This is a genomic window from Variovorax sp. LjRoot175, assembly GCF_964253805.1.
Lineage (GTDB): Bacteria > Pseudomonadota > Gammaproteobacteria > Burkholderiales > Burkholderiaceae_C > Variovorax.
Genome location: NZ_CAXURY020000002.1, coordinates 1,103,574 through 1,121,546 on the forward strand (window position 1 = coordinate 1,103,574; position 17,973 = coordinate 1,121,546).

Sequence of the window (17,973 nt, forward strand, 5' to 3'; positions counted from 1 at the left end):
GCCGACCGAAAACTGAGCCACTTATGGCTCAGATTTGATTCGGCGCGGACAGCCCGACACAGTCGCACTTTTGCCTGGAGGGCTTTCCGGGGGGAGACGTCACTCTGCTACGTACTCCAGTGAGAACAGTGGCACCTCGGCTTGCCGGCTCAGCCACACGCCGCCGCCCACCTCCTGAAAATGCCGCGACAGCCCGTGCCGGTACACCTCGGCGCGGTGGCGAAAGATGTGCGGGTCGGTCACGTCCTCATCCACGATGTCGCGCGCGTAGTCCTCGCGCGTCACGGCCTCCACATACAGGGCGCCCTGACTCAGTAGGCTCAGGTTGCGCAGAGCGCGCTTCACATCTGGCGGGCTGAGATAAGGCAGCACGCCCTGGCAGATGACGAAGTCAAAGGGCTTCCTGACTTGGTAATCCACCACCGAGCCGCGCTCCCACCCGTAGCGCCCGCACAGGTATTCGCTGAACTCCACTCCGTGGTAACTGGCCAAGGGGAATTGCCGCGCCACGATGTCACGCCAGAGCCCGATGCCGCAACCCACGTCCAGCACTCGCCTTATGGGCACGCGCAGGTATCGCAGGTAGGCGCAGACAAACGCGCCCAACCGCTCGACGTGCTGGGGGTCCACCACTTTGGTCTTCTTGTCGAAGTAGTAGCGCTGGTAATAGGCTTCGTCGAAGGTGGCGGCACCGGCTGATTGCATATTCACACTACTCGTCAGGCGCTGTAATGTTACTAGACAGACAAAGGCCGGACCTTCCGGCTGTGGCGGCCCCGAACGGCAGCTTGTGGCCCGGATTCTGACTTACTTTCCGGGCTCTGGCGCGTTGTGCGGGTCTTGCCACTGCTTGACGCCCCATGATTCGGCCAAGGAATCACGACATGCGCGCGCGAGTCGCAGCGACAATTGTTCGAGCTCTGGTCCCTTCTTGCCTGCGTTGAGCGCGTCCCTGAACTCCACCATCGCCGATTCGACGTGGCGGTCTTCCACCATCACAAGTTCTCCCCAAAACAGCAGGAGGAATCTGCTCCTCGCTGCGGCTACCTCCTCCGGTGATTTTGATGTTGCCATCGTCGAAGCAGCCTGAGTGGCATCAGTGTAAAGCTTCAGTTGTCTGTCAAGAAACGGCCTTGTGGCCTCGACTCTTCGCGTTTCAGCTTGGCCGCGTTGTGTAAGGAGGAACTGGTATGCGCCCCAGCAGAAGGCAACCACTGCGCCCATCGCAGTGAGTATTTTTAGCGTCGATTCGAGGGACATCTTGAAGGTCTCTTATTGGCCGGTCACGGCTGTTCGCCGCCCCAAGCTATGTTGTGGTCGAACAAGCGGGCTGGTCGGTCGCAGGGCAGTAGTTCGCGCCGCAGGATCCGCCTTTGCACTTGCATAGCCCGCGTGCCATGCGCAGGATCAGAACGTTACCTTGACCGAGGGCGCGCTACGCCGGGCCTCGCCGTGGAACACGGCCTCGATGTTGTTGCCGTCGGGGTCGAGCACGAAGCAGGCGTAGTAGCCGGGGTGATACTGCCGCTCGCCGGGTGCTCCGTTGTCCGTGCCGCCATGCGCGAGCGCGGCCTTGTAGAACGCATCGACCATCGCTTTGTCCTGGGACTGGAAAGCCAGGTGGTGGCGCCCGGTCAACTGGCCCTGAGCGGCTTTGCTGTCGGCGGTCGACACGAAAAGCTCATCGACCCAGAAATAGTCCTCGCCAGCACCACCCATCGGAATCTTCAGCACCTCGAAGACAGCCTTGTAGAAAGCTTGACTCGCGGCAAGATCGCTCACCACGAGCTGGATGTGATCGATCAGACGCCCGCGGTGCAACTCCTGTGTTTCCATGCATACGCTCCTTTGACTTTGCGCCAGTTTGCACACGGCGTGTCCGGCGGGCGTGAGAACGTCGAGACGTTTCACGTAGGACCCATGGTGAATGTCGGCCCCTGGCCGACTGTAGCCGCTCTCGGTCACCCTTCGATGTTGGGTACGAAGTAGGTGACGACGCGAATTTGCCCGTCGTCCGAGTAGGAAACGTGGAGCTTTCGCCCGTCCAACTGCCATCGGTCTGCCAAGACTGACCCGTCGAGCCATCGCGACCATTCGGGCTCGCCCAGCCGACGTATCAATGATGAGGGGCGGTCAGAAAAGTCTAGGCCGCCAGGTAGCTCATGGCCGTACTGTGAATAGCCGTCCACTCCTTCCGCATAGAAGAAGATGCCGGTAAAGAAGAGAGGCCCGGTTCCGATGGCCTGCTCGCCCTTGCCCAAGAACATGGCTTCGTCGGTAAACACAAATGAGACACCGGCGGCAGGGCGCTCCACGTAGGCAATGTAGTCACCGTCTGGCAATGACACCTCTTCGGATGGCTCGATGCTCAGTTCCCGCAACGCTTCCAGCAAAGGGACGGAATTCAAGGTGCTTCCGAAGTGCGGCATCAAGCTAGCGACATTCATTTGGGGTGGGCGCCGGTGGCCATTGGGGGCGTGTCGGATGGGGTGAACTGGAAGGCGACCTCAGAGGTTCGGCTTTGGCCGACAGCTCCAGTTCGGGGTCCGGGTTCGAAGGTCCGCTCTGCTGCAGCCGGATCTGACAGTGTCGAAGGAAGCTTTGGCGAGTCAGTCAGGCTGAGGCGCCCGGCGCGGCCTGCCCCAACTTCATCTGGCAGCGACGAACTTTCAGATGCTGACAGCCATCGCCCGGGGTTGCACGCTGTTCCCCTTTCGTGGAATGGCGCCTAGTACTAAAAGCTGACATCGTGACGATGCCAACTGCAGATTCGCATACAGGATCTGGTGAGGGCGACCTTTGGTGACCACGCGTGACAGCCGCACCAGCTGTCGATTGTTCCGTCATGGCGTCATCGTCCCGCTCAGGCGCGGCAAATCGAAGGTGGCCGACATGACGGAAGTCCACGAGGAGACAAGCATGAAGAAGCGGTATTGGCTGAGGCCGGTCGTAGTGGCTCTGGGTGTTTACGCCGGAACGGCACTGGCTGCGCAACTCGAAAACCTGAGCGGGCAGTCTTGCGGGGACTCCACGGGCACCTGGCACTTCGTCAACAACCAGACGGGAGGCGCCGGCGCCGGCACGCTCAGCGCGACCTGGTCATCGGGGAATTCCTGCAGCGTCAGTCCCTCGAAGGTGCTCCAGAGCACCCAGCATTTCAACTGCACGGGTGCTGGCACACTGCTCAGTGCCTCGACGAACCTGCCTGGCAGGCTGGTGCTGTCCGACTTCAGCTGCGAGACCAAAGAGCCGCCCCCGTGCGACCCGAAGAAGGAGATCTGCAAGTAGCCGATTTCGATCTCGCGCGCGCTCGGAGGGAGGGGGAACTCCCTCCGATTCGCGCGGTTGCCCGCCATCCGCGCCGCACGCTGCGTCGGAGACTGGCGTGTCGAGTGCATGACGAATAGCTCGACTTGCGGGTCCGAGCCCCAACGAAGACTTGTCTCTCATAACCTGGAAAGCCGCGCCGATGAGCACGAACCCTTCCCACTTTCGGTCGGTCGCCTTTGGCTCGCTGGCGGCTTGTGTTGTGGCGCTTGCCAGCAGTGCGATGGCTCAGACGGTGGTTGACCGGCCGCCCAACCTGAAACCTCTGCCCGCTTCGAGCCTCTCGCTCGTAGCCGACGCGTCCGCTAGCTCCATCTTGCGCTTCAGCACGACGAGTTGGAACAACGGAACCGGGCCGCTTCAACTCGAGGCAGGATCCGTCGACACAGGGTCGGGTAAGCAGCAAGTGTTTCAGCGCGTCTTCCTGAGCGATGGCACATCGTTTCTCCGTCTCGCAGGCTACTTCGAGTGGCACCCCGCCCACAGCCACTTCCACTTCGACGACTATGCGCTGTACACGCTGCAACCCGTCAACGCTCCGGGCGGCTCAGTGCGAACCGGAAGCAAGATGACCTTCTGCGTGATGGACACCACCAAGATGGACACGACGTTGCCCGGGGCGCCCGGGCAAGCGGTGTACAACACCTGCGGCCGGTCTATTCAAGGCATGTCCGTCGGCTGGGGCGACACCTACGGAAGCCATCTCGCCGGTCAAGAGATCGACTTCACGGGCAACGCGGATGGCATCTATCAGCTGAAGATCGAGATCGATCCGAAGAAGGTCATCATCGAATCCGAAGAGAACGACAACGTCTCCTGTGTTCTCTTGGATATCAAGAAGCCGAGCACGGTCACCGTGCTGGACAGCAGCGGAAGCTGTTCAACGGCGGTGTCGATCACTCCGAACACGGCACAGGCCGGAACGTCCGTTCAGGTCACCATCACGGGCTATGGATTCAGCGACGGCATGACGGTGACCTTCGAGGGCGGCAATGGTCCGCGACCGATCGCGAGCAATGTCCGCTTGGCCAGCGATACCTCGACGCTCGACATGATCACTGCCACGGTGACGGTGCCGTTCAAGAAACGTGGTGGCCGCAACCCGGTATGGGATGTTCGTGTCGGTCCGGGTGGAGTGCTGCCCAAGGCATTTACTGTGACGGAATAAGGAATGGCAACAAGAGGTGCGCAGGACGGATCTGCGCACGAGGCGTCCAGGTCATTGCATCCTCAGTTGCAGCTCGAGGCCGCGGGATGCGGACGCAGCGCTACCAAGGCGCGTCGGCGCACCCCGAGCTTGCGAAACACGCTTTGCAAGTGCTTCTTGACCGTGTCCTCCATGACCCCCAGCTGGTTGGCGATTTCCTTGTTGGTGCACCCGCAGCGCAGCAGGTCGACGATCTGTTGCTCGCGGTGCGTGAGCGTGGTGCTGCTGCGTGTCGAATGGAGTGGCTTGGCTGCGACGATGCAGGGGGAGGCCGACAGCAGGTCCGCAATTGCGTTCGCCAGCGCGCGTATCGTTTGAATGGACTCACCATCCAGGCGGCCTAGCATGGCCTTGTCGAGCAGCAGGACAGCTGGCGACTTCTGCTCAATGCTGTAGCCCAGGCGCGCTGGGTCAGTGAGCGACTCGGCGTGCAATTCGATTCCCGGCTCGTGCATCAGCCTCGCCATCTTTGCCAGAAGCAACGCTTGGCGGTCTGACGCGATCATGACCGTGATTGGACGCGGCAACTGAGGCGTGCTGCTTTCTCTCCGTTCATCGTGCCCCTCTCTCGGTAAAAGCATGCCAGTCCTTCAAAATGTTCAGTGGTTCCTTCGTTCGTCGCAAGACCTCGACCCCGATGAACACGCGGGATCCATATCATGGAGACGAGGCTACGCCGCAAGTCCCCGTCGCTCCATAGGCGCTTTGTCATGAAGGCGCATGGGTGCTGTGTACTAGCTAGCGCCATTGAAGGCATCAAGGGACGAGTTCGAGCGCGACCCGAGGTAGCGGCCCTCGAGAGTGCGGAAGCAACCCGCAAGAGCTACACGTTGTCCCGGGTCGACATGTGGCCGAGACCGTGAGTTGAGGATGCGGCTGCGAAGGGCCACAGCGATCGAGGGCGACGGGCCGCGCTTACCCACCGGTTGCACGTGTTCCCCTTTTGTGGAATGGCGCCCAAAACCAAAAACTGACATCGTGACGATACCAACTGCAGCAAGGACGCCGTCGTGGTGCTTAGACAACGTGGAGCGCGCCTAGCGCTTGCAGGTATTTGCCTGGCAGCCCTGTCGGCAACCGCGGGTGCACCGCTGTCCGCAGCCGAAGCTCAAAAGCCGTCCTCCGTCGATGTCGTCCCGATCGAACAATCAGTCGGCGTCGATCTCCAGGCCGACGAGTCTGGCTTGGTAAGCCATGGCGGCGCGCTCTACAGCCCGTTCAGCACCGCTTTTGACACGGCCGCGTCAACACCTCACGCCTACGCCACGTCGACAAGACAGAACGCGGACGACGGATCGCCCGACCTCGTGACGACGGCGGTCACCGCCCTCGTTGCTGTTGGGTTCCTCGTCGTTCTTGTTCGCGTCCTCATTGCGAGTTAGGGGCGCCTACGTCTTGACTCAAAGGCAAACGTCTGCAGATGAGCGGTTGAACGCTACGGTGTCGCGGCGAATCGTGACGGGCAGTACCGTGCTCGACCACGAGCGAAGGAAGCTGACCCACGCAAGGAAGGGCCGGCACGGATGAAGCCATCGCGATTGACGAGGTGTCCGGGCAAGACGAGGCCCCGACCTTCAAACACCCAGGGTATCGCGGACCTGTTGCGGGCACCATCAACTTGTACGACACAACAGTAAGAGCGTTCGTGGACATGAACAACAGCAACAGCAGTTTGAGTGGGGAGCAGACCAAGAGTTGCCGCGTGTGGACGGACGACTCCGATCGCTTTTCTGTGAACAAGATCGCGGCGTTGCGTCACAATTTCCACGAACACCCGCTCTTTCAAGTGGCTGAACTCGCACAGCTGGCAAAGGAGCTCGTCCCCTTCAAAAAGTGCCGGTTCATCCGGCCAGGCATCTCGCAGGCTTCCAGTTTCACGCACGACAGCGAGCATCCTGACGGCCGTGGCATCGACGAAGTGTTTCGACACATCGAGGAGCCTGGCTCTTGGGTCGCCCTCTACAACATCGAGGTCATTCCTCGCTACGCGGACTTGCTCGCCAGCATCGTCGACACCATGCGGCCCTATGTCGAGCGCGAGCAGCCTGGCATCTTCAATGTCAATGGCTTCGCATTCATTTCGGCGCCGCCTTCGGTGACCCCTTTCCACATCGACCGCGAGAACAATTTCTGGCTTCAGTTGCATGGCCGCAAGACCATGAACGTATGGGACCACACGGATCGGGTCGTGGTGTCGGCCGAAGCCGTGGAGGATTTCATCGTCGGCCATTCGCTGAGAAAAGTCCGCTTCAAGGAAGAGTTTCGCCAGCGCAGCCACCAGTTCGAGACCCAGCCGGGCGACGGCGTCTATTTCCCGAGCACTTCACCGCACATGACGAGTTCCGGCCCTGGCTGGGCGCGGTCTGGGGACGGCGTCTCGATCTCGATCGGAGTTACCTTCTACACCTCGGTGACGCGCAGGATGGCGTGTGTCCATCAGGTCAACAGGCTCATGCGGAAGATGCAGATGTCACCCGCATTCCCCGGCGAATCGGCCGCCGCGGACGCGCTCAAGGCGCCAGTGGGCATGTTCGTTGGCATGGCCCGTTCTTCGCTGTCACGGATGATCGCCCCGTTGCGCGGCGTCAAGCTCCAAGCAAAGGCGCCGCCAGGCTCCTTCTAGGATCGGCTTCGGCAAGGTGGTGTCGAGCTCAACCATCAGCGCCCAGTTGGCGGTGAAGCGTGAAAACCGACTGGAGCGAGGACTGGGCCGTGATCGCCGGCGAGCGCACCAAGCTACGGGTGGCGCACTTCAAGCTCGGCCACAGCCGCGCGTTCGTCGTGCGTGCCTACCCGCTGCAGACCCACGAGATGCTGTTCGATGTGCACAACCGCGCCTTCGAGGTGCTCGGCGGCGTGCCCCGGCGCGGCATCCACGACAACATGAAGACGGCCGTGGACCGTGTGCGTCGCGGCAAGGAGCGCGACGTCAACGCGCGTTTCAGCGCCCTCGTGAGCCACTACCTGTTCGAGGCCGAGTTCTGCAACCCGGCTTCAGGCTGGGAGAAGGGCCAGGTCGCTCCAGAGCCACACCACCTTCTCCGATCCCCCCCTACCTTCGCAGTTCGCTGCGGAGCGGGCAAGGTGTGACAATGGCTCTGAACCCGCTCGGTCGAGCGAGCAGCTCGCGTCAAGCCGTGGGCTCACATTCATGTTGAATGCGGTTCACACCGAACCGGAGAAGATCATGTCAACCATCGGATCTGTGCTGCGGTCGAGGGCACTTGCTTTGGCCATAGTTGTTCCGCTTGCACTCGTGCTGCTGCCGGCACGGGCGCAGGAAAAGATCATTCTTGATGGTTCGACTGGAATGCTCCCGCTCGCGAGGGCCCTTGCGAGCGCTTACCGCCAGCAGGTCCCAGACGCGCAGATCGAAGTCGGGATAGGGCTCGGCACAGGCGCACGCCTCAAAGCGCTGGCAGAAGGGAAGATTCAGATTGCCCTCGCTAGCCACGGCATCAAGCCCGAGGATGTGCGCGCGGGCGATCTGAGAGTCTTTGAGGCCGCAAAGGGCGCGGTTGTCTTCGCAGTCAACGAGACTGTCCCGATCGCCAACGTCAGCGAGATCCAAGCCTGCGAAGTCTATGGCGGCAAGATCGACAATTGGCGTCCTTTGGGTGGCAGCGATAGTCTCGTCGCAGTGCTGACGCGCCCCCCAGCAGAAGTGGACCCTGAAGTGATTCGAACAAAGATCGATTGCTTCAAGGACCTGAAGGAGGTTGCGACAGCAAAGGTGATGCCTCGCGGAGGCGACATGGCGAAGGCACTTGCGGAGACTCCACACGCGCTGGGCATGACCAGCATGACCGTAGTGGAACAAAGCGGGGGCAAGGTCAAAGCCCTTTCACTCAATGGCGTGGCACCGACGATCGCAAACGTGAAGAGCGGCCGCTATTTTCTGACCCGCGATTTTCTGTTTGTCGTCAAGGGCGAGCCAGTTGGCTCGACGAGGAAGTTCCTCGACTTCTTGCTCAGCCCGGACGGAGATCGCGTCATCCTCGCCAACGGTGCCGTCCCTTTGCGTTAAAGGCAAGCAAGCGCTGACAACTGGGCCAGCTTCAAACACTGAACAGGAGGGCGCTTGACGGGCTGACGGCATTGCCGACGTAGCGAAATGTCGGCTTGTGGCCGGCGACGGACATCAGCCATCGTTTATCGACAAGACTCAAACGGATGCGAGCCGATCCACCATATCAGGGAAGCGCTGGACAAGACGGATCAAAAGTGCAGCCTGCGCATTCGGCCTGGCGCGGCCCTGTTCCCAGTTCTCCAGCGTCCTCGGATTGGTGCGCAAGTAGCGGGCGAATACAGGACGGGACAAATGGAGGCTTTCGCGCAGGGCGATCAACTCGCTCGCCGCGATCGCTGGCGCCGGCATGTCCTGAACTTCATGCGTGCGCAGCGTGCGCTTGCCGGCGCGATGCTCTGCGAGGGCCTCGAAGCCCTCAGAAATCTCGGTAAAGAGGTTTCGCTTCGTCATTTTCTGGACTCCAGTTCGCGTTTCAGCATGCTCTTGATCGCCTTCTTTTCGTCGGGCCTCAAGTCGGTCGCCTCATCCTTGTCATAGAGAGTGAACAGCCAGAATTGCGAGCCGCCATCCCACCAGTAGTAGATGACCCGCAGGCCGCCGCTCTTTCCCTTGCCCCGCCGGGCATCGCCGTGTCGCAGCTTGCGCAGACCACCAGTGCCTTCGATAACGTCCCCCGCTTCCGGGTTCTGAAGACGTTCCGTCTGGACGCATCAGCGCCGGGAGATCGTTGGACCACACCGGTGAGTCGCGTGCCGCTCTGTGAGCGGGGCATGCCCGGTCGCAGAACAAGTCGAGCTCGTCCGTCGGCCAGGCCCTCGTCGCGACGTCGTCGCCTTCTTCGAGAGGTCTAACGTGAGGGCAAAGCTTAGGGCGGACTCGGTTTGGCACTGGAGGAAGCCACAACCTTGACCTTACCGACCATGCCGGCTTCATGATGGTCCGCCACGAGGCAGGCGAAGTCGAAATCGCCGGCCCGGTTGAAGGTCCAGACGATCTCGCCCGTCTTGCCGGGAGCAACGTGTGCCATATAAGGCTCGTCGTGCGCCATGCTGGGAAACTTCACCATGAGCGCTGCGTGCTCGTCGAGTTCCTTTTTCGTACCCATGACGAACTCGTGCATCAACTTCCCATCGTTCTTGATGGAAATCCTGACCGTCTCGCCCTGCTTCACCTGGATGCGGTCAGGGGTGAAATGCATGTCGTCCGTCATCTTGAATGTCAGAGTTCGCTTCGCCGCTCGAGCGTCTCCCGCGATTCCCCAATCCTTCTGCTCCTTTCTGATCGGACCGGACGGCTCGCTGTGGTCTTCATCACCATGCGCAAATGCAACGCCAGAGAGCGCCAGCGTGCTGGCCAGCATCAATGCCTTGATCGATTTCATGTGGTTCCTTGGGTTGAAACAGTGCAGCGAACTTAGGCCATCAATTCAATGCTGCGAGATTTTGGAGAGGAAGTCCTGCAGCACCGGAAACTAGCCGTACCACTTCGAGACGTCGTTGATTTCGATCATGAAGTTCATTCAAAGCGCCGGCGCGGCCTTGCGCCGTTGCAGCCAGGTAACCCACCAGGCACCTGCCGTGCACAGTGCCAAGTAGACGACGGCAACGAGGATGTAGACCTCGACAACGCGCCCGTCGCGCTGTCCCACCTTGGTCGCCGCCCCGAGAAAGTCGTTCAGGCTGATCACGTAGACGAGCGAGGTGTCCTTGAGCAGGGCAATGGTCTGATTGATCAGCGAGGGCGTCATGTTGCGAAACGCCTGGGGCAGGATGACGTGGCGCAAGGTCTGCCAGGGCGTCATGCCCAGCGACTGGCCCGCCTGCATCTGCCCCGCGCGGACGCTGCCGATGCCGGCGCGGATGATCTCGCAGTAGTAAGCGGACTCCGCGAGTACGAACGCCACCAGCGCCGCATAGATCGGTCCAACAGTAAGGTTTGGATCGCCTGTGGCGATTCTGAGCACCACGGGCATCAGGAAGTAGATCCACAGGATCGTGAGAATGAGCGGAATCGAGCGGAACAGGTTCACATAGCCGGCAACGGCGGTCGCGATCGGACGCGGCGCGAAAATGCGGGTGATTGCCAGCAGGGTTCCGAGGCCGATGCCCGCTGCCATGGCGACCACCACGAGGAAGGCGGTCATCTGCAGGCCCTGCATCAGGTACGGCCAGGCGCGTTGCAAGGACGCCCAGTCGAAGTCGTAACCCATCAGGCGCCTCCCAGTAGGCCCGGCACGCGCACCCGAATCTCGATACGGCGCATCAGCACGATCACGCCGTAGGTGATCGCCATGTAGATGACCGTCGCGGCGATGAAGGCCTCGAAAGGATGGGCGCTGAACTCACTGAGCTGGCGCGTCTGCCCGGTCAACTCCATAAGCCCGACGGTGAGCGCCACGGCCGAGTTCTTGAACACGTTCAGAAAGTCCGAGGTCAGCGGCGGGATGACGATGCGCAGTGCCTGCGGCAGGATTACATGCCGGTAGGCTGCTGTGGTCCCCAGCCCGAGCGCCATGGCCGCTTGCTTCTGGCTGGGTGGCACCGATTCGATGCCTGCGCGCACCTGCTCGGCCGCCTTCGCGGCCGTGTAGAGCGTCAGTCCGACCAGCACCGTGAGGAACTGGTTGGTCGTCGGATTCATCTGCTTGACCGCATTGCCCCATTCGATGGGCAACATTTCCGGCACGACGAAGTACCAGAGAAACAGCTGGACCAGCAGTGGCGTGTTGCGGAAGCAGTGGATGTACACCGTGGACAGGTAGCGCGCGGGACGATTGGGCAGCGTCCTCGCCACGCCGGCGGCCAGGCCGAGACCTAGCGCAAGCGTCCAGGCCATCAACGACAGGAGCACCGTCCACAACAATCCACGCACAAGCATCAGGCCGTACAGGCCCTCCCCGGTGACCGAGGGCTTGAAGAAGATCAGCCAATCCCAGGCGTAGTGCATCGCGTGAGGCAGTTCATGAGATTTCGTCGCCGGGCGATCACAACGGCTGGTCGTTCGGGTTGCGAATGAGTTGCTGCATCTCCGGCGACATCGGGAAGTTGACGGTGACGCTTCCCTTGACGGCGATCGGCTTGAGGAAGTATTTGTCGTACAGCGACGCGAACTCTCCCGAGCGCATCATCCCCACGATCACGTTGTCGACGAGCTTCTTGATGGCGACATCGCCCTTTCGCAGCATGCAGCCATAGGCCTCCTTCTGCTGGGGCACGCCCACCACTTCCCAGTCCGCCGGATTCCTGGCGCGAGCGATGTTGCTGAAGAGAATGATGTCGTCCTGCGTGGCCGCCACCGCCCGTCCGGTTTCAACCGTCAGGAAGTTCTCGTTGATGTCCTTGGCCAGGATGATGTTGATGCCCCACTTGTTCTGCTCGTTGAGGCGGCGCAGCATGCGCTCGGCGGTTGTTCCTGCGCTGACGACGACATTCTTGCCGACGAGATCGGACCAGTGTTTGATGCCGGAGTTCTTGCGCACGAGCAGGCGCGCTCCGACGACGAAGAAGGTGGTCGAGAACGAAACCTGGTTCTGTCGCTCGACGTTGTTGGTGGTGGAACTACACTCCAGGTCGACAGTCTGGTTGGCCACCAGAGGAATGCGCGTCTGCGGAGTGACCTCCAGGGTCTTGACCTCCAGCCTCGCGAGTTTCAGATCTTTCTTCACCTGCTCGACCACGCGCTGCGAGATGTCCCAGGCGAAGCCCGTCTGCTTGTTGTTGTCGTCCAGGTAATTGAACGGAATGGATGCACCGCGAGTCGCCACAGTGATGGTTCCGGTGTCCTTGATTTTCTTGAGCGTGCCATCCAGCGACTGCGCGGCCACGCCAGCGCACAGCGCGAGGCCGGCCGCGGCAATATGGGTTTTGATCATCGGCTTGAAAGTCATCGCGGGCTCCAAATGTCTTGGACTAAAGTTTGAAACTGGTTTCGAAGGCGTTCAGGGCGCCCAGCAGCTCGTCGAGCAGCTCGTGCGGATCCTGCAAGCCGACGGACAGGCGAATCACCGGGCCGCGCACGTCACTGAAATTGCGTTTGGCCAGCTCTTCCGCCGGGTAGAAGGCCGCGATGCTGCGCACGCCACCCCAGCTCGCGCCGATGGAGAATAGTTTCAGCTCCCGGAATAGCGTGCGGTAGGCCTCATAAGGCGAGTCCACAAGCTGCAGCGACATCAGGCATCCCGACAACTTGAAATCACGGGCCCACGTGGCATGGTCCGGTGCGCCGGGCAAAGCAGGAAAGAGCATCTGGCGGACCAATGGGTGCGCCGAGAGCCGGGCGGCGATCATTTGCGCGCTGGCTGCCTGGCACTCCATCCGCACCTGCATCGTGTCCAATCCGCGCGACACGAGGAAACAGTCCTCCGCGCTGACGGCCAGTCCCATCAGCGATTGAAGACCTCGCAGGGATCGGTACAGGCGCTCGTCGTTGGTGGCGACGCTACCCATCAGCACGTCCGAATGGCCACCCATGTATTTGGTGCAAGCGTGGATGCACAGGTCCACATCGTGCGCCAGTGCAGAGAAGCCCAGCGGACTCGCCCAGGTGTTGTCGATGGCCGTCACCACACCGTGGGCACGGGCGATGGCGGTGATGGCCGGGACGTCTTCCAGCTCCATCGTCACCGTCCCTGGCGACTCCAGCCAGATGAGCCGCGTTGTCGGTCGGATCAGCCGTTCGATGTCCGCGCCGATGCGCGGCCTGTAGAACTCGACCTCGACGCCGAGCGCTTGCAGCCGCTCAACGGCGAACGATTTGGCGAGGCCGTAAGCGGCGTCGGTCATCAGAAGGTGATCGCCCTTTTTGAGCAGAGCCAGAAGCGTGCTGCAGATGGCCGCCTGCCCTGAAGGGAAGACGACGCAATGCGCGGCGCCATCCAGCTCGGCGATGCGCACCTCGAGTGCGCGCTGCGTTGGCGTACCGGTGGTCCCGTAGCTGAAGCCGTCCGGCATGCGGCTGCGCCGGTGCACGAAATCGTCGAGCGAATCGAAGACGACCGTCGAGGCGCGCCACACCGGCGGGACCAGACTGGCAAACGCGTCGTTGGTTGGAGTTTGTGAGTTCACGATGGAAGGTTGGTCAGTTCCACAGATGCAGGATTTGCGCCCTGCTCTGAAGTTGGCTTGCAGGCGATGACGTCGTTCTTGCCACGGCGGGCAGTGCTGCTGAGCTCATTTGCCAGGCGCGGATTCGATGAGCTGCAAGGCTTGCTTCATCTGCTCGACGGCCATGTTTTCCAGATCGGTGTACACCCGCATCTCGATCGCCAACCGGGCGAAGATCTCCTTCGCTGCGGCGACCTTGGTGGCGTCATTCGTCTTGGGATTGGCCAGCGCGGCTTCCAGGCGTTTGAACTCGCTGGTCAGAAAGGCGGGTTGTTCCCCCAGCGTGCGCAGGCCCGCGTTGGTCATCGAGCGGATGCGCAACACCATCTTCACGTCCGACTGCTCCATCTCTCCTTGCGCGCGCTCTAGTGCGAGCTTCGCGGCGAAGGCCGGTTCGCTGTCGAGCTTCTTGGTCGCTGCGATGCTGTTGAACTTGGCGATGTCGGACGAAAAGTCGTGCGCCCAGGCGGGCACGGCAAGAGCCAGGGCAGTCACTGCCAGGATGGTCTGAAGTTTCATGGCGCTTCTCCAAGGGGGTGGCTGAAGCTACCGACTCTATGGCCGTGGTGATAATCTGAATCACGCCTGAAATTCTCTCTCCATAAGTCGTTGTTATATGTTGCTCCGGGAAATCGAGGTGTTCCGCTCCGTGATGTCGGTAGGGTCTGCCAGCAAGGCCGCCGCGCTCATGGGTGTCACGCAGCCCGCCGTCAGCCAGTCGTTGCGCAGGCTCGAGGAAGCCGCCGGCTTTGCCCTGTTCCGCCGGCTTCGAGGCCGCCTGCATGCGACGCCCGAAGCCCAGGCGTTGTTGCTCGAGGTCGAGCGCGTTTTCGTCGGCCTGGACAGCATCGAGCACCGCATGCGCAGCCTGAAGCGTTTCGGGGTGAACACCCTGCGCGTCGCGGTCTATCCGGCATTCGGACTGACCTTTGTCCCGCGAGTGCTATCCCGGCTTGTCGCCGAGCGACGGGACTCCGAAGCCCGGCCTCAGATCTCGCTGCAGGTGCTCAGTTCGCGAGAGGTGCACGAGGCCGTTCTGGGGCGCCAGGTCGACTTCGGGTTGATGGCCGATGAGATGCCGACGACGGGCCTGGAACATTCCGAGTTCGCACGCTTTCCCGGCGTTGTGGTGATGCACGCGAAGCACCGCTTGGTCAACGTCAAGACCATCCAGCCGCGCCAGCTCGCGGAAGAGCCGTTCCTCGCGCTCAACCCCGAGGACGCCTCGCGACGGCGCCTGGAGCGCGCGCTGGCGGATTGCGATGTCGGCCTGAGCGTGGTTGTCGAAACCCCGTACGCGGCGAGCGTTTGCGAAATGGCCATGCGTGGGCTGGGCATCGGCGTCGTCAATCCGATCACTGCCCTCGAGTATGCCCAGCGGGGGCTGGTCATCCGCCCCCTGTCGCTTGACGTGTCTTTCGCCGGACTGCTGGTGCTGCCACCGGGGCAACCCCTGTCGAGCGTTGCGCTGCGCGTCCTGCAACTTATGAGAATCCAACTCGCGGAAGATCAGAAGGCACTGTCCGTCTTCTTGAAACCAGGCTCAAAGCGATAGCTCGCTTGTCCACAACAAGCTTGCTGCGCTTGCACCGGCGGGCACTTCACCGATCCGAACGAGCAGTAGACGCAACAGTCGCCCGGCAGTGGGCACAGCAGCGTTTTGCAGTGCTCGCACTCGTAGAAGAACAGGCAGGCGTTGGCCGGCATGATCTCTTGCCTGGCATGACCGCAGCTTTGGCACCTCAGCACGGACTCGAGCACTACTGGGCTCATGGGGATCAGATGGCGAGCTCTGGCACGACGAAGAAGTACGCATTGAGCATGTACAGGCCTATGAGAACGAGCGCGATTCCGCCGACGATGTCGAATGCGCGCTGGTAGCGCGCAAGAAGTCGGAGTTCCAGCCACCCCATGGCGCTGGCACCCAATGCGATCGGCACCGCGCGCCCGAGCGCGAAGGCCAGCAGTAGCAACGCGCCCCAGACCGGCGAACCGATGCCGGCCACGACGCCGAGCAGCACGATCAGCACCGGTGTGCACCCCGGGCAGATCGCGATGGCAGCTCGAGGGCTTCCCCGAGGTCGACACGGTGTTCGCGAAGCTCGGCACGGCCGAGATCGCGACCGACCCGATGCCACCGAACGTCGCGGACAACTTCATGATGCTGAAGCCGCGAGACCAATAAGACCAATGGCCCGACCCGGGCCGCAGCAACGCCGACCTCGTGGCGGCGATGCAGGAGGCGGTCGGCAAGGTTCCGGGCAACAACTGCAACTCGACCATGGACGTGAAGATGCCGCGCACCGCCTCCGCCCGCACCTTGTGACGCAGACTCGACGCAGAGAGAGCACACGAATAGAACGGCGAGCGCCAAGTGGGCGGAAGAAGAGTAGCGGTGGCGTTGGCGCGGCAGACCGGCAGCTCACGTTTCCACGAAAGAACAAGGTGAGCGCATGAAGAAAACCCGCACAGCAGCTATCGGCAAGATCCTCGCCGACCTTGAGGCATTCCAGATCGACCACCAAGCGTACGTCAGTGTCCACGGCCCTGAAGGGCGGCTATGTGACGGATCGAACAGCCGTTGTGGGACTGCAAGCAGACATAGGTCAACGAGCAGCGGATCAACGCGATTGGTTGAAGAGGGGCTCTATGCCTCATTCGGCGCAACTGAGGCGCCCTCAATGCTGTGACGTTGCAATGCGTCGGCGACGGATCCGCTGTCCTTCATCTCTTCGACGAAAGCGTGAAGTGCACGTGCGGCGCCCGCTCCTCTTGTTTTCGGCACACCCATGGCTTGCCGAATCACCATGAAGCGACCGGGTAGCAGGCGCAGTCCGGCATGCTTGCGGCAGTCCGAATCCAGCTGCTGCTTCACGCCGGCGGCCACATCCAGTTCCTGCTCGAGGAAGGTTTGAACAACGGTGGGCGAGGTCGGCGCCCTGACGATGTGCGCATGCTTCAGTTCGCGCGTGAGGAAGAGGTCATAGGCACTCCCCTTTCCTACGGCTACCAGGCACCCGTCGCGGTCAACCTCGTCGTTGTGCAGCAGCGGGGATTCTTCTCGCACGAGATAGCTACCCTCGATCAGGACGTAGGCTGCGCTGAAAGCGATTTCCGCGCCGCGCACCGGATCGATGGCGAAGAAGCCGATGTCGGCCTGCTCGCTGGCAACCGCCTGCACCGACTTGCCGGCCGCGTCGAAGACGACGAGTTCGACGTCCACGCCCAGGCGTTGCGCAAAGGCGCGTGCCAAGTCGATCGAAACGCCTTCCGGCTCGCCAGTCGACTTGCTGGTGTTGGCGAGGATGGGATTGCCGAGGTTGATGGAGGCGCGCAGCACGCCGGTCGGCGCGAGGGCTTTGATGACTTCTCGATCGAGGTTCATTCAGGTGCGGTGAGCTCAGGGTTTGAGAATGCTGCTGATCTTCTTGAAGTTGCGCAGCGTGCTGGAGAGGTGTTCGTGCATGGCCTTCGATGCTTCTTCGTTGCGCCCGCGCTCCAGAAGATCGAGCAGATGCAGGTGCTGCTGGCAGTGTTCCTTGTAGCGGCTGCGATCCTGCATCGATCGGTACGACAAGAGGCGCCTCACGCGGTTCACGCGCCGGATCGTGTCGATGAAGAATGCATTGCCGGACCCTTCGACCAGCGATTCGTGGAAGCGCACGCCGCGATCGTGGAGCTGGTCCGCTGTATCGGTCTCGATCCCGCCTTCGAGAAGATGCTTTTCTGCAGCGCGGCAGCGCTCGATGACGTGAGATGGAAGACGGTAGTTGGGCTCGAGCAAGGCGGCCGGCTCGAGTGCGAGGCGAAGGCGGTATGACTGCAGCAGACTGTCGGCCGTGGTCAGCATCGAAGAAAACGCCCATCCGTAGCCCGGCTTCTTCTCAGCCCAGCCTTCGTTCGCGATGCGGCCCAGTACAGCGTTCAGTTGCGCGGGCGTCAGGCCGTAGCGCTGCTTGATCAGCGCTTCGGAGAATTCGTCCGGCAGAGCACCCCGGAGACGATCGTCCGCGATCCGAAAGTAGATCTGCGTGACGACGTCCGACTCGTCCAGCCCCAGGCGGTCCGCCAGCGCGCTGACGGTTTCGCTGATGGGTTGGACCAGGAAGTAGCCTCGGTTGGGTTGGCGCTGCAGGATTCCTTTTTCAGCGAGCAGCGACAAGGCATCGTTGACAGGAGAACGCGAGACGCGCAGCCGGTCGGCGAGCAGTTGCGCGGGCAGATGACTGCCCGCGGGCAAGGCATCCGCCTTGATGAGATCCAGGATCTGCGAGGGAATGGATTGTTCGGGCCGCATGGACACGGAT

The 17,973-nt window shown here is 61.7% G+C and carries 23 protein-coding genes and 1 pseudogene; 8 read left to right on the plus strand and 16 right to left on the minus strand.

Annotated elements, in window-relative coordinates; genetic code table 11:
• Positions 1-99: 99 nt before the first annotated feature.
• From ACSQ89_RS35605 to ACSQ89_RS35620, 4 genes are all read right to left on the minus strand, one after another.
• Positions 100-705, minus strand: coding sequence for a class I SAM-dependent methyltransferase (locus ACSQ89_RS35605; protein ID WP_093110952.1), 606 nt, complete (start codon positions 703-705; stop codon positions 100-102).
• Between the two features lie 102 nt (positions 706-807).
• A complete protein-coding gene (locus tag ACSQ89_RS35610) occupies positions 808-1,260 on the minus strand; it encodes a hypothetical protein (RefSeq protein ID WP_093110950.1) in 453 nt (150 codons plus the stop codon).
• A 147-nt stretch (positions 1,261-1,407) separates the two neighbouring features.
• A complete protein-coding gene (locus ACSQ89_RS35615) occupies positions 1,408-1,836 on the minus strand; it encodes a VOC family protein (protein ID WP_436295616.1) in 429 nt (142 codons plus the stop codon).
• A 125-nt stretch (positions 1,837-1,961) separates the two neighbouring features.
• Positions 1,962-2,408 (minus strand): hypothetical protein, encoded by a 447-nt coding sequence (locus ACSQ89_RS35620; RefSeq protein WP_436295581.1) that lies wholly within the window; start codon positions 2,406-2,408, stop codon positions 1,962-1,964.
• A gap of 394 nt (positions 2,409-2,802) precedes the next feature.
• On the opposite strand from ACSQ89_RS35620, the gene ACSQ89_RS35625 reads away from it, so the two are divergent.
• Positions 2,803-3,288: a hypothetical protein gene (locus ACSQ89_RS35625; protein ID WP_436295582.1), complete on the plus strand. Its 486-nt coding sequence runs from the start codon at positions 2,803-2,805 to the stop codon at positions 3,286-3,288.
• Positions 3,289-3,469: 181 nt separating this feature from the next.
• Positions 3,470-4,495 carry a lysyl oxidase family protein gene (locus ACSQ89_RS35630; protein ID WP_436295583.1) on the plus strand — a complete coding sequence of 342 codons (1,026 nt, stop codon included), beginning with the start codon at positions 3,470-3,472 and terminating at the stop codon, positions 4,493-4,495.
• Positions 4,496-4,557: 62 nt separating this feature from the next.
• Here ACSQ89_RS35630 and ACSQ89_RS35635 read toward each other — a convergent pair whose 3' ends face one another.
• Positions 4,558-4,989 (minus strand): LuxR C-terminal-related transcriptional regulator, encoded by a 432-nt coding sequence (locus ACSQ89_RS35635; RefSeq protein WP_436296941.1) that lies wholly within the window; start codon positions 4,987-4,989, stop codon positions 4,558-4,560.
• 555 nt (positions 4,990-5,544) lie between these two features.
• Here ACSQ89_RS35635 and ACSQ89_RS35640 point away from each other — a divergent pair.
• The 4 genes and pseudogenes from ACSQ89_RS35640 to ACSQ89_RS35655 all read left to right on the plus strand — a co-directional run bounded on the left by ACSQ89_RS35640 (position 5,545) and on the right by ACSQ89_RS35655 (position 8,561).
• Positions 5,545-5,916 (plus strand): hypothetical protein, encoded by a 372-nt coding sequence (locus ACSQ89_RS35640; protein WP_436295585.1) that lies wholly within the window; start codon positions 5,545-5,547, stop codon positions 5,914-5,916.
• Positions 5,917-6,185: 269 nt separating this feature from the next.
• Positions 6,186-7,157, plus strand: a complete 972-nt coding sequence (locus ACSQ89_RS35645) for a JmjC domain-containing protein (RefSeq protein ID WP_436297277.1) — start codon at positions 6,186-6,188, stop codon at positions 7,155-7,157.
• 68 nt (positions 7,158-7,225) lie between these two features.
• Positions 7,226-7,552, plus strand: a pseudogene (locus ACSQ89_RS35650) (DDE-type integrase/transposase/recombinase); the annotation flags it as partial.
• 169 nt (positions 7,553-7,721) lie between these two features.
• Positions 7,722-8,561 (plus strand): phosphate ABC transporter substrate-binding protein, encoded by an 840-nt coding sequence (locus ACSQ89_RS35655; RefSeq protein WP_436295587.1) that lies wholly within the window; start codon positions 7,722-7,724, stop codon positions 8,559-8,561.
• 138 nt (positions 8,562-8,699) lie between these two features.
• On the opposite strand, the gene ACSQ89_RS35660 is transcribed toward ACSQ89_RS35655, so the two are convergent.
• The 7 genes from ACSQ89_RS35660 to ACSQ89_RS35690 all read right to left on the minus strand — a co-directional run bounded on the left by ACSQ89_RS35660 (position 8,700) and on the right by ACSQ89_RS35690 (position 14,185).
• Positions 8,700-9,014, minus strand: coding sequence for a helix-turn-helix domain-containing protein (locus ACSQ89_RS35660; protein WP_436295588.1), 315 nt, complete (start codon positions 9,012-9,014; stop codon positions 8,700-8,702).
• A 415-nt stretch (positions 9,015-9,429) separates the two neighbouring features.
• Positions 9,430-9,945, minus strand: coding sequence for a cupredoxin domain-containing protein (locus ACSQ89_RS35665; protein ID WP_436295589.1), 516 nt, complete (start codon positions 9,943-9,945; stop codon positions 9,430-9,432).
• Between the two features lie 138 nt (positions 9,946-10,083).
• Positions 10,084-10,773 carry an amino acid ABC transporter permease gene (locus ACSQ89_RS35670; protein ID WP_093110938.1) on the minus strand — a complete coding sequence of 230 codons (690 nt, stop codon included), beginning with the start codon at positions 10,771-10,773 and terminating at the stop codon, positions 10,084-10,086.
• The gene (locus tag ACSQ89_RS35675; protein ID WP_436295590.1) at positions 10,773-11,510 is read right to left on the minus strand and encodes an amino acid ABC transporter permease; all 738 of its coding nucleotides are present in this window, start codon (positions 11,508-11,510) and stop codon (positions 10,773-10,775) included. The genes ACSQ89_RS35670 and ACSQ89_RS35675 overlap by 1 nt, the downstream gene beginning before the upstream one ends.
• 37 nt (positions 11,511-11,547) lie before the next feature.
• Positions 11,548-12,450: a transporter substrate-binding domain-containing protein gene (locus tag ACSQ89_RS35680; protein ID WP_436296942.1), complete on the minus strand. Its 903-nt coding sequence runs from the start codon at positions 12,448-12,450 to the stop codon at positions 11,548-11,550.
• 22 nt (positions 12,451-12,472) lie between these two features.
• Positions 12,473-13,627 (minus strand): trans-sulfuration enzyme family protein, encoded by a 1,155-nt coding sequence (locus tag ACSQ89_RS35685; protein WP_436295591.1) that lies wholly within the window; start codon positions 13,625-13,627, stop codon positions 12,473-12,475.
• Positions 13,628-13,732: 105 nt separating this feature from the next.
• On the minus strand, positions 13,733-14,185 hold the full coding sequence (locus tag ACSQ89_RS35690; protein WP_436295592.1) for a hypothetical protein: 453 nt from the start codon (positions 14,183-14,185) through the stop codon (positions 13,733-13,735).
• 97 nt (positions 14,186-14,282) lie between these two features.
• Between ACSQ89_RS35690 and ACSQ89_RS35695 the strand changes: the two genes are divergently transcribed.
• Complete coding sequence (locus ACSQ89_RS35695; RefSeq protein ID WP_093110928.1) at positions 14,283-15,221, plus strand: LysR substrate-binding domain-containing protein; 939 nt, start codon at positions 14,283-14,285, stop codon at positions 15,219-15,221.
• Here the strand turns inward: ACSQ89_RS35695 and ACSQ89_RS35700 are convergent.
• Together ACSQ89_RS35700 and ACSQ89_RS35705 are read right to left on the minus strand one after the other, a co-directional pair.
• Positions 15,176-15,439: a GDCCVxC domain-containing (seleno)protein gene (locus ACSQ89_RS35700; protein WP_436296943.1), complete on the minus strand. Its 264-nt coding sequence runs from the start codon at positions 15,437-15,439 to the stop codon at positions 15,176-15,178. The two genes, ACSQ89_RS35695 and ACSQ89_RS35700, sit on opposite strands and share 46 nt — an antisense overlap.
• Positions 15,440-15,444: 5 nt before the next feature.
• Complete coding sequence (locus tag ACSQ89_RS35705) at positions 15,445-15,696, minus strand: hypothetical protein (protein ID WP_436295595.1); 252 nt, start codon at positions 15,694-15,696, stop codon at positions 15,445-15,447.
• 2 nt (positions 15,697-15,698) lie between these two features.
• Between ACSQ89_RS35705 and ACSQ89_RS35710 the strand changes: the two genes are divergently transcribed.
• Complete coding sequence (locus ACSQ89_RS35710; RefSeq protein ID WP_436295596.1) at positions 15,699-15,851, plus strand: hypothetical protein; 153 nt, start codon at positions 15,699-15,701, stop codon at positions 15,849-15,851.
• Between the two features lie 462 nt (positions 15,852-16,313).
• Here the strand turns inward: ACSQ89_RS35710 and ACSQ89_RS35715 are convergent, their stop codons facing one another.
• On the minus strand, positions 16,314-17,051 hold the full coding sequence (locus tag ACSQ89_RS35715; protein WP_436295597.1) for an ABC transporter substrate-binding protein: 738 nt from the start codon (positions 17,049-17,051) through the stop codon (positions 16,314-16,316).
• A gap of 15 nt (positions 17,052-17,066) precedes the next feature.
• Positions 17,067-17,963, minus strand: coding sequence for a GntR family transcriptional regulator (locus ACSQ89_RS35720; RefSeq protein WP_436295598.1), 897 nt, complete (start codon positions 17,961-17,963; stop codon positions 17,067-17,069).
• Between the last annotated feature and the right edge of the window lie 10 nt (positions 17,964-17,973).

Excerpts from the sequence above, each read along its gene's own strand:
- ACSQ89_RS35680 (WP_436296942.1), bottom strand. The coding sequence starts at position 12,450 with ATGACTTTCAAGCCGATGATCAAAACCCATATTGCCGCGGCCGGCCTC.
- ACSQ89_RS35655 (WP_436295587.1), top strand. The coding sequence starts at position 7,722 with ATGTCAACCATCGGATCTGTGCTGCGGTCGAGGGCACTTGCTTTGGCC.
- ACSQ89_RS35630 (WP_436295583.1), top strand. The coding sequence starts at position 3,470 with ATGAGCACGAACCCTTCCCACTTTCGGTCGGTCGCCTTTGGCTCGCTG.
- ACSQ89_RS35635 (WP_436296941.1), bottom strand. The coding sequence starts at position 4,989 with ATGCACGAGCCGGGAATCGAATTGCACGCCGAGTCGCTCACTGACCCA.
- ACSQ89_RS35675 (WP_436295590.1), bottom strand. The coding sequence starts at position 11,510 with ATGCACTACGCCTGGGATTGGCTGATCTTCTTCAAGCCCTCGGTCACC.
- ACSQ89_RS35645 (WP_436297277.1), top strand. The coding sequence starts at position 6,186 with ATGAACAACAGCAACAGCAGTTTGAGTGGGGAGCAGACCAAGAGTTGC.
- ACSQ89_RS35690 (WP_436295592.1), bottom strand. The coding sequence starts at position 14,185 with ATGAAACTTCAGACCATCCTGGCAGTGACTGCCCTGGCTCTTGCCGTG.
- ACSQ89_RS35715 (WP_436295597.1), bottom strand. The coding sequence starts at position 17,051 with ATGAACCTCGATCGAGAAGTCATCAAAGCCCTCGCGCCGACCGGCGTG.
- ACSQ89_RS35720 (WP_436295598.1), bottom strand. The coding sequence starts at position 17,963 with ATGCGGCCCGAACAATCCATTCCCTCGCAGATCCTGGATCTCATCAAG.
- ACSQ89_RS35670 (WP_093110938.1), bottom strand. The coding sequence starts at position 10,773 with ATGGGTTACGACTTCGACTGGGCGTCCTTGCAACGCGCCTGGCCGTAC.
- ACSQ89_RS35660 (WP_436295588.1), bottom strand. The coding sequence starts at position 9,014 with ATGACGAAGCGAAACCTCTTTACCGAGATTTCTGAGGGCTTCGAGGCC.
- ACSQ89_RS35610 (WP_093110950.1), bottom strand. The coding sequence starts at position 1,260 with ATGTCCCTCGAATCGACGCTAAAAATACTCACTGCGATGGGCGCAGTG.
- ACSQ89_RS35615 (WP_436295616.1), bottom strand. The coding sequence starts at position 1,836 with ATGGAAACACAGGAGTTGCACCGCGGGCGTCTGATCGATCACATCCAG.
- ACSQ89_RS35700 (WP_436296943.1), bottom strand. The coding sequence starts at position 15,439 with ATGAGCCCAGTAGTGCTCGAGTCCGTGCTGAGGTGCCAAAGCTGCGGT.
- ACSQ89_RS35695 (WP_093110928.1), top strand. The coding sequence starts at position 14,283 with ATGTTGCTCCGGGAAATCGAGGTGTTCCGCTCCGTGATGTCGGTAGGG.
- ACSQ89_RS35665 (WP_436295589.1), bottom strand. The coding sequence starts at position 9,945 with ATGAAATCGATCAAGGCATTGATGCTGGCCAGCACGCTGGCGCTCTCT.
- ACSQ89_RS35605 (WP_093110952.1), bottom strand. The coding sequence starts at position 705 with ATGCAATCAGCCGGTGCCGCCACCTTCGACGAAGCCTATTACCAGCGC.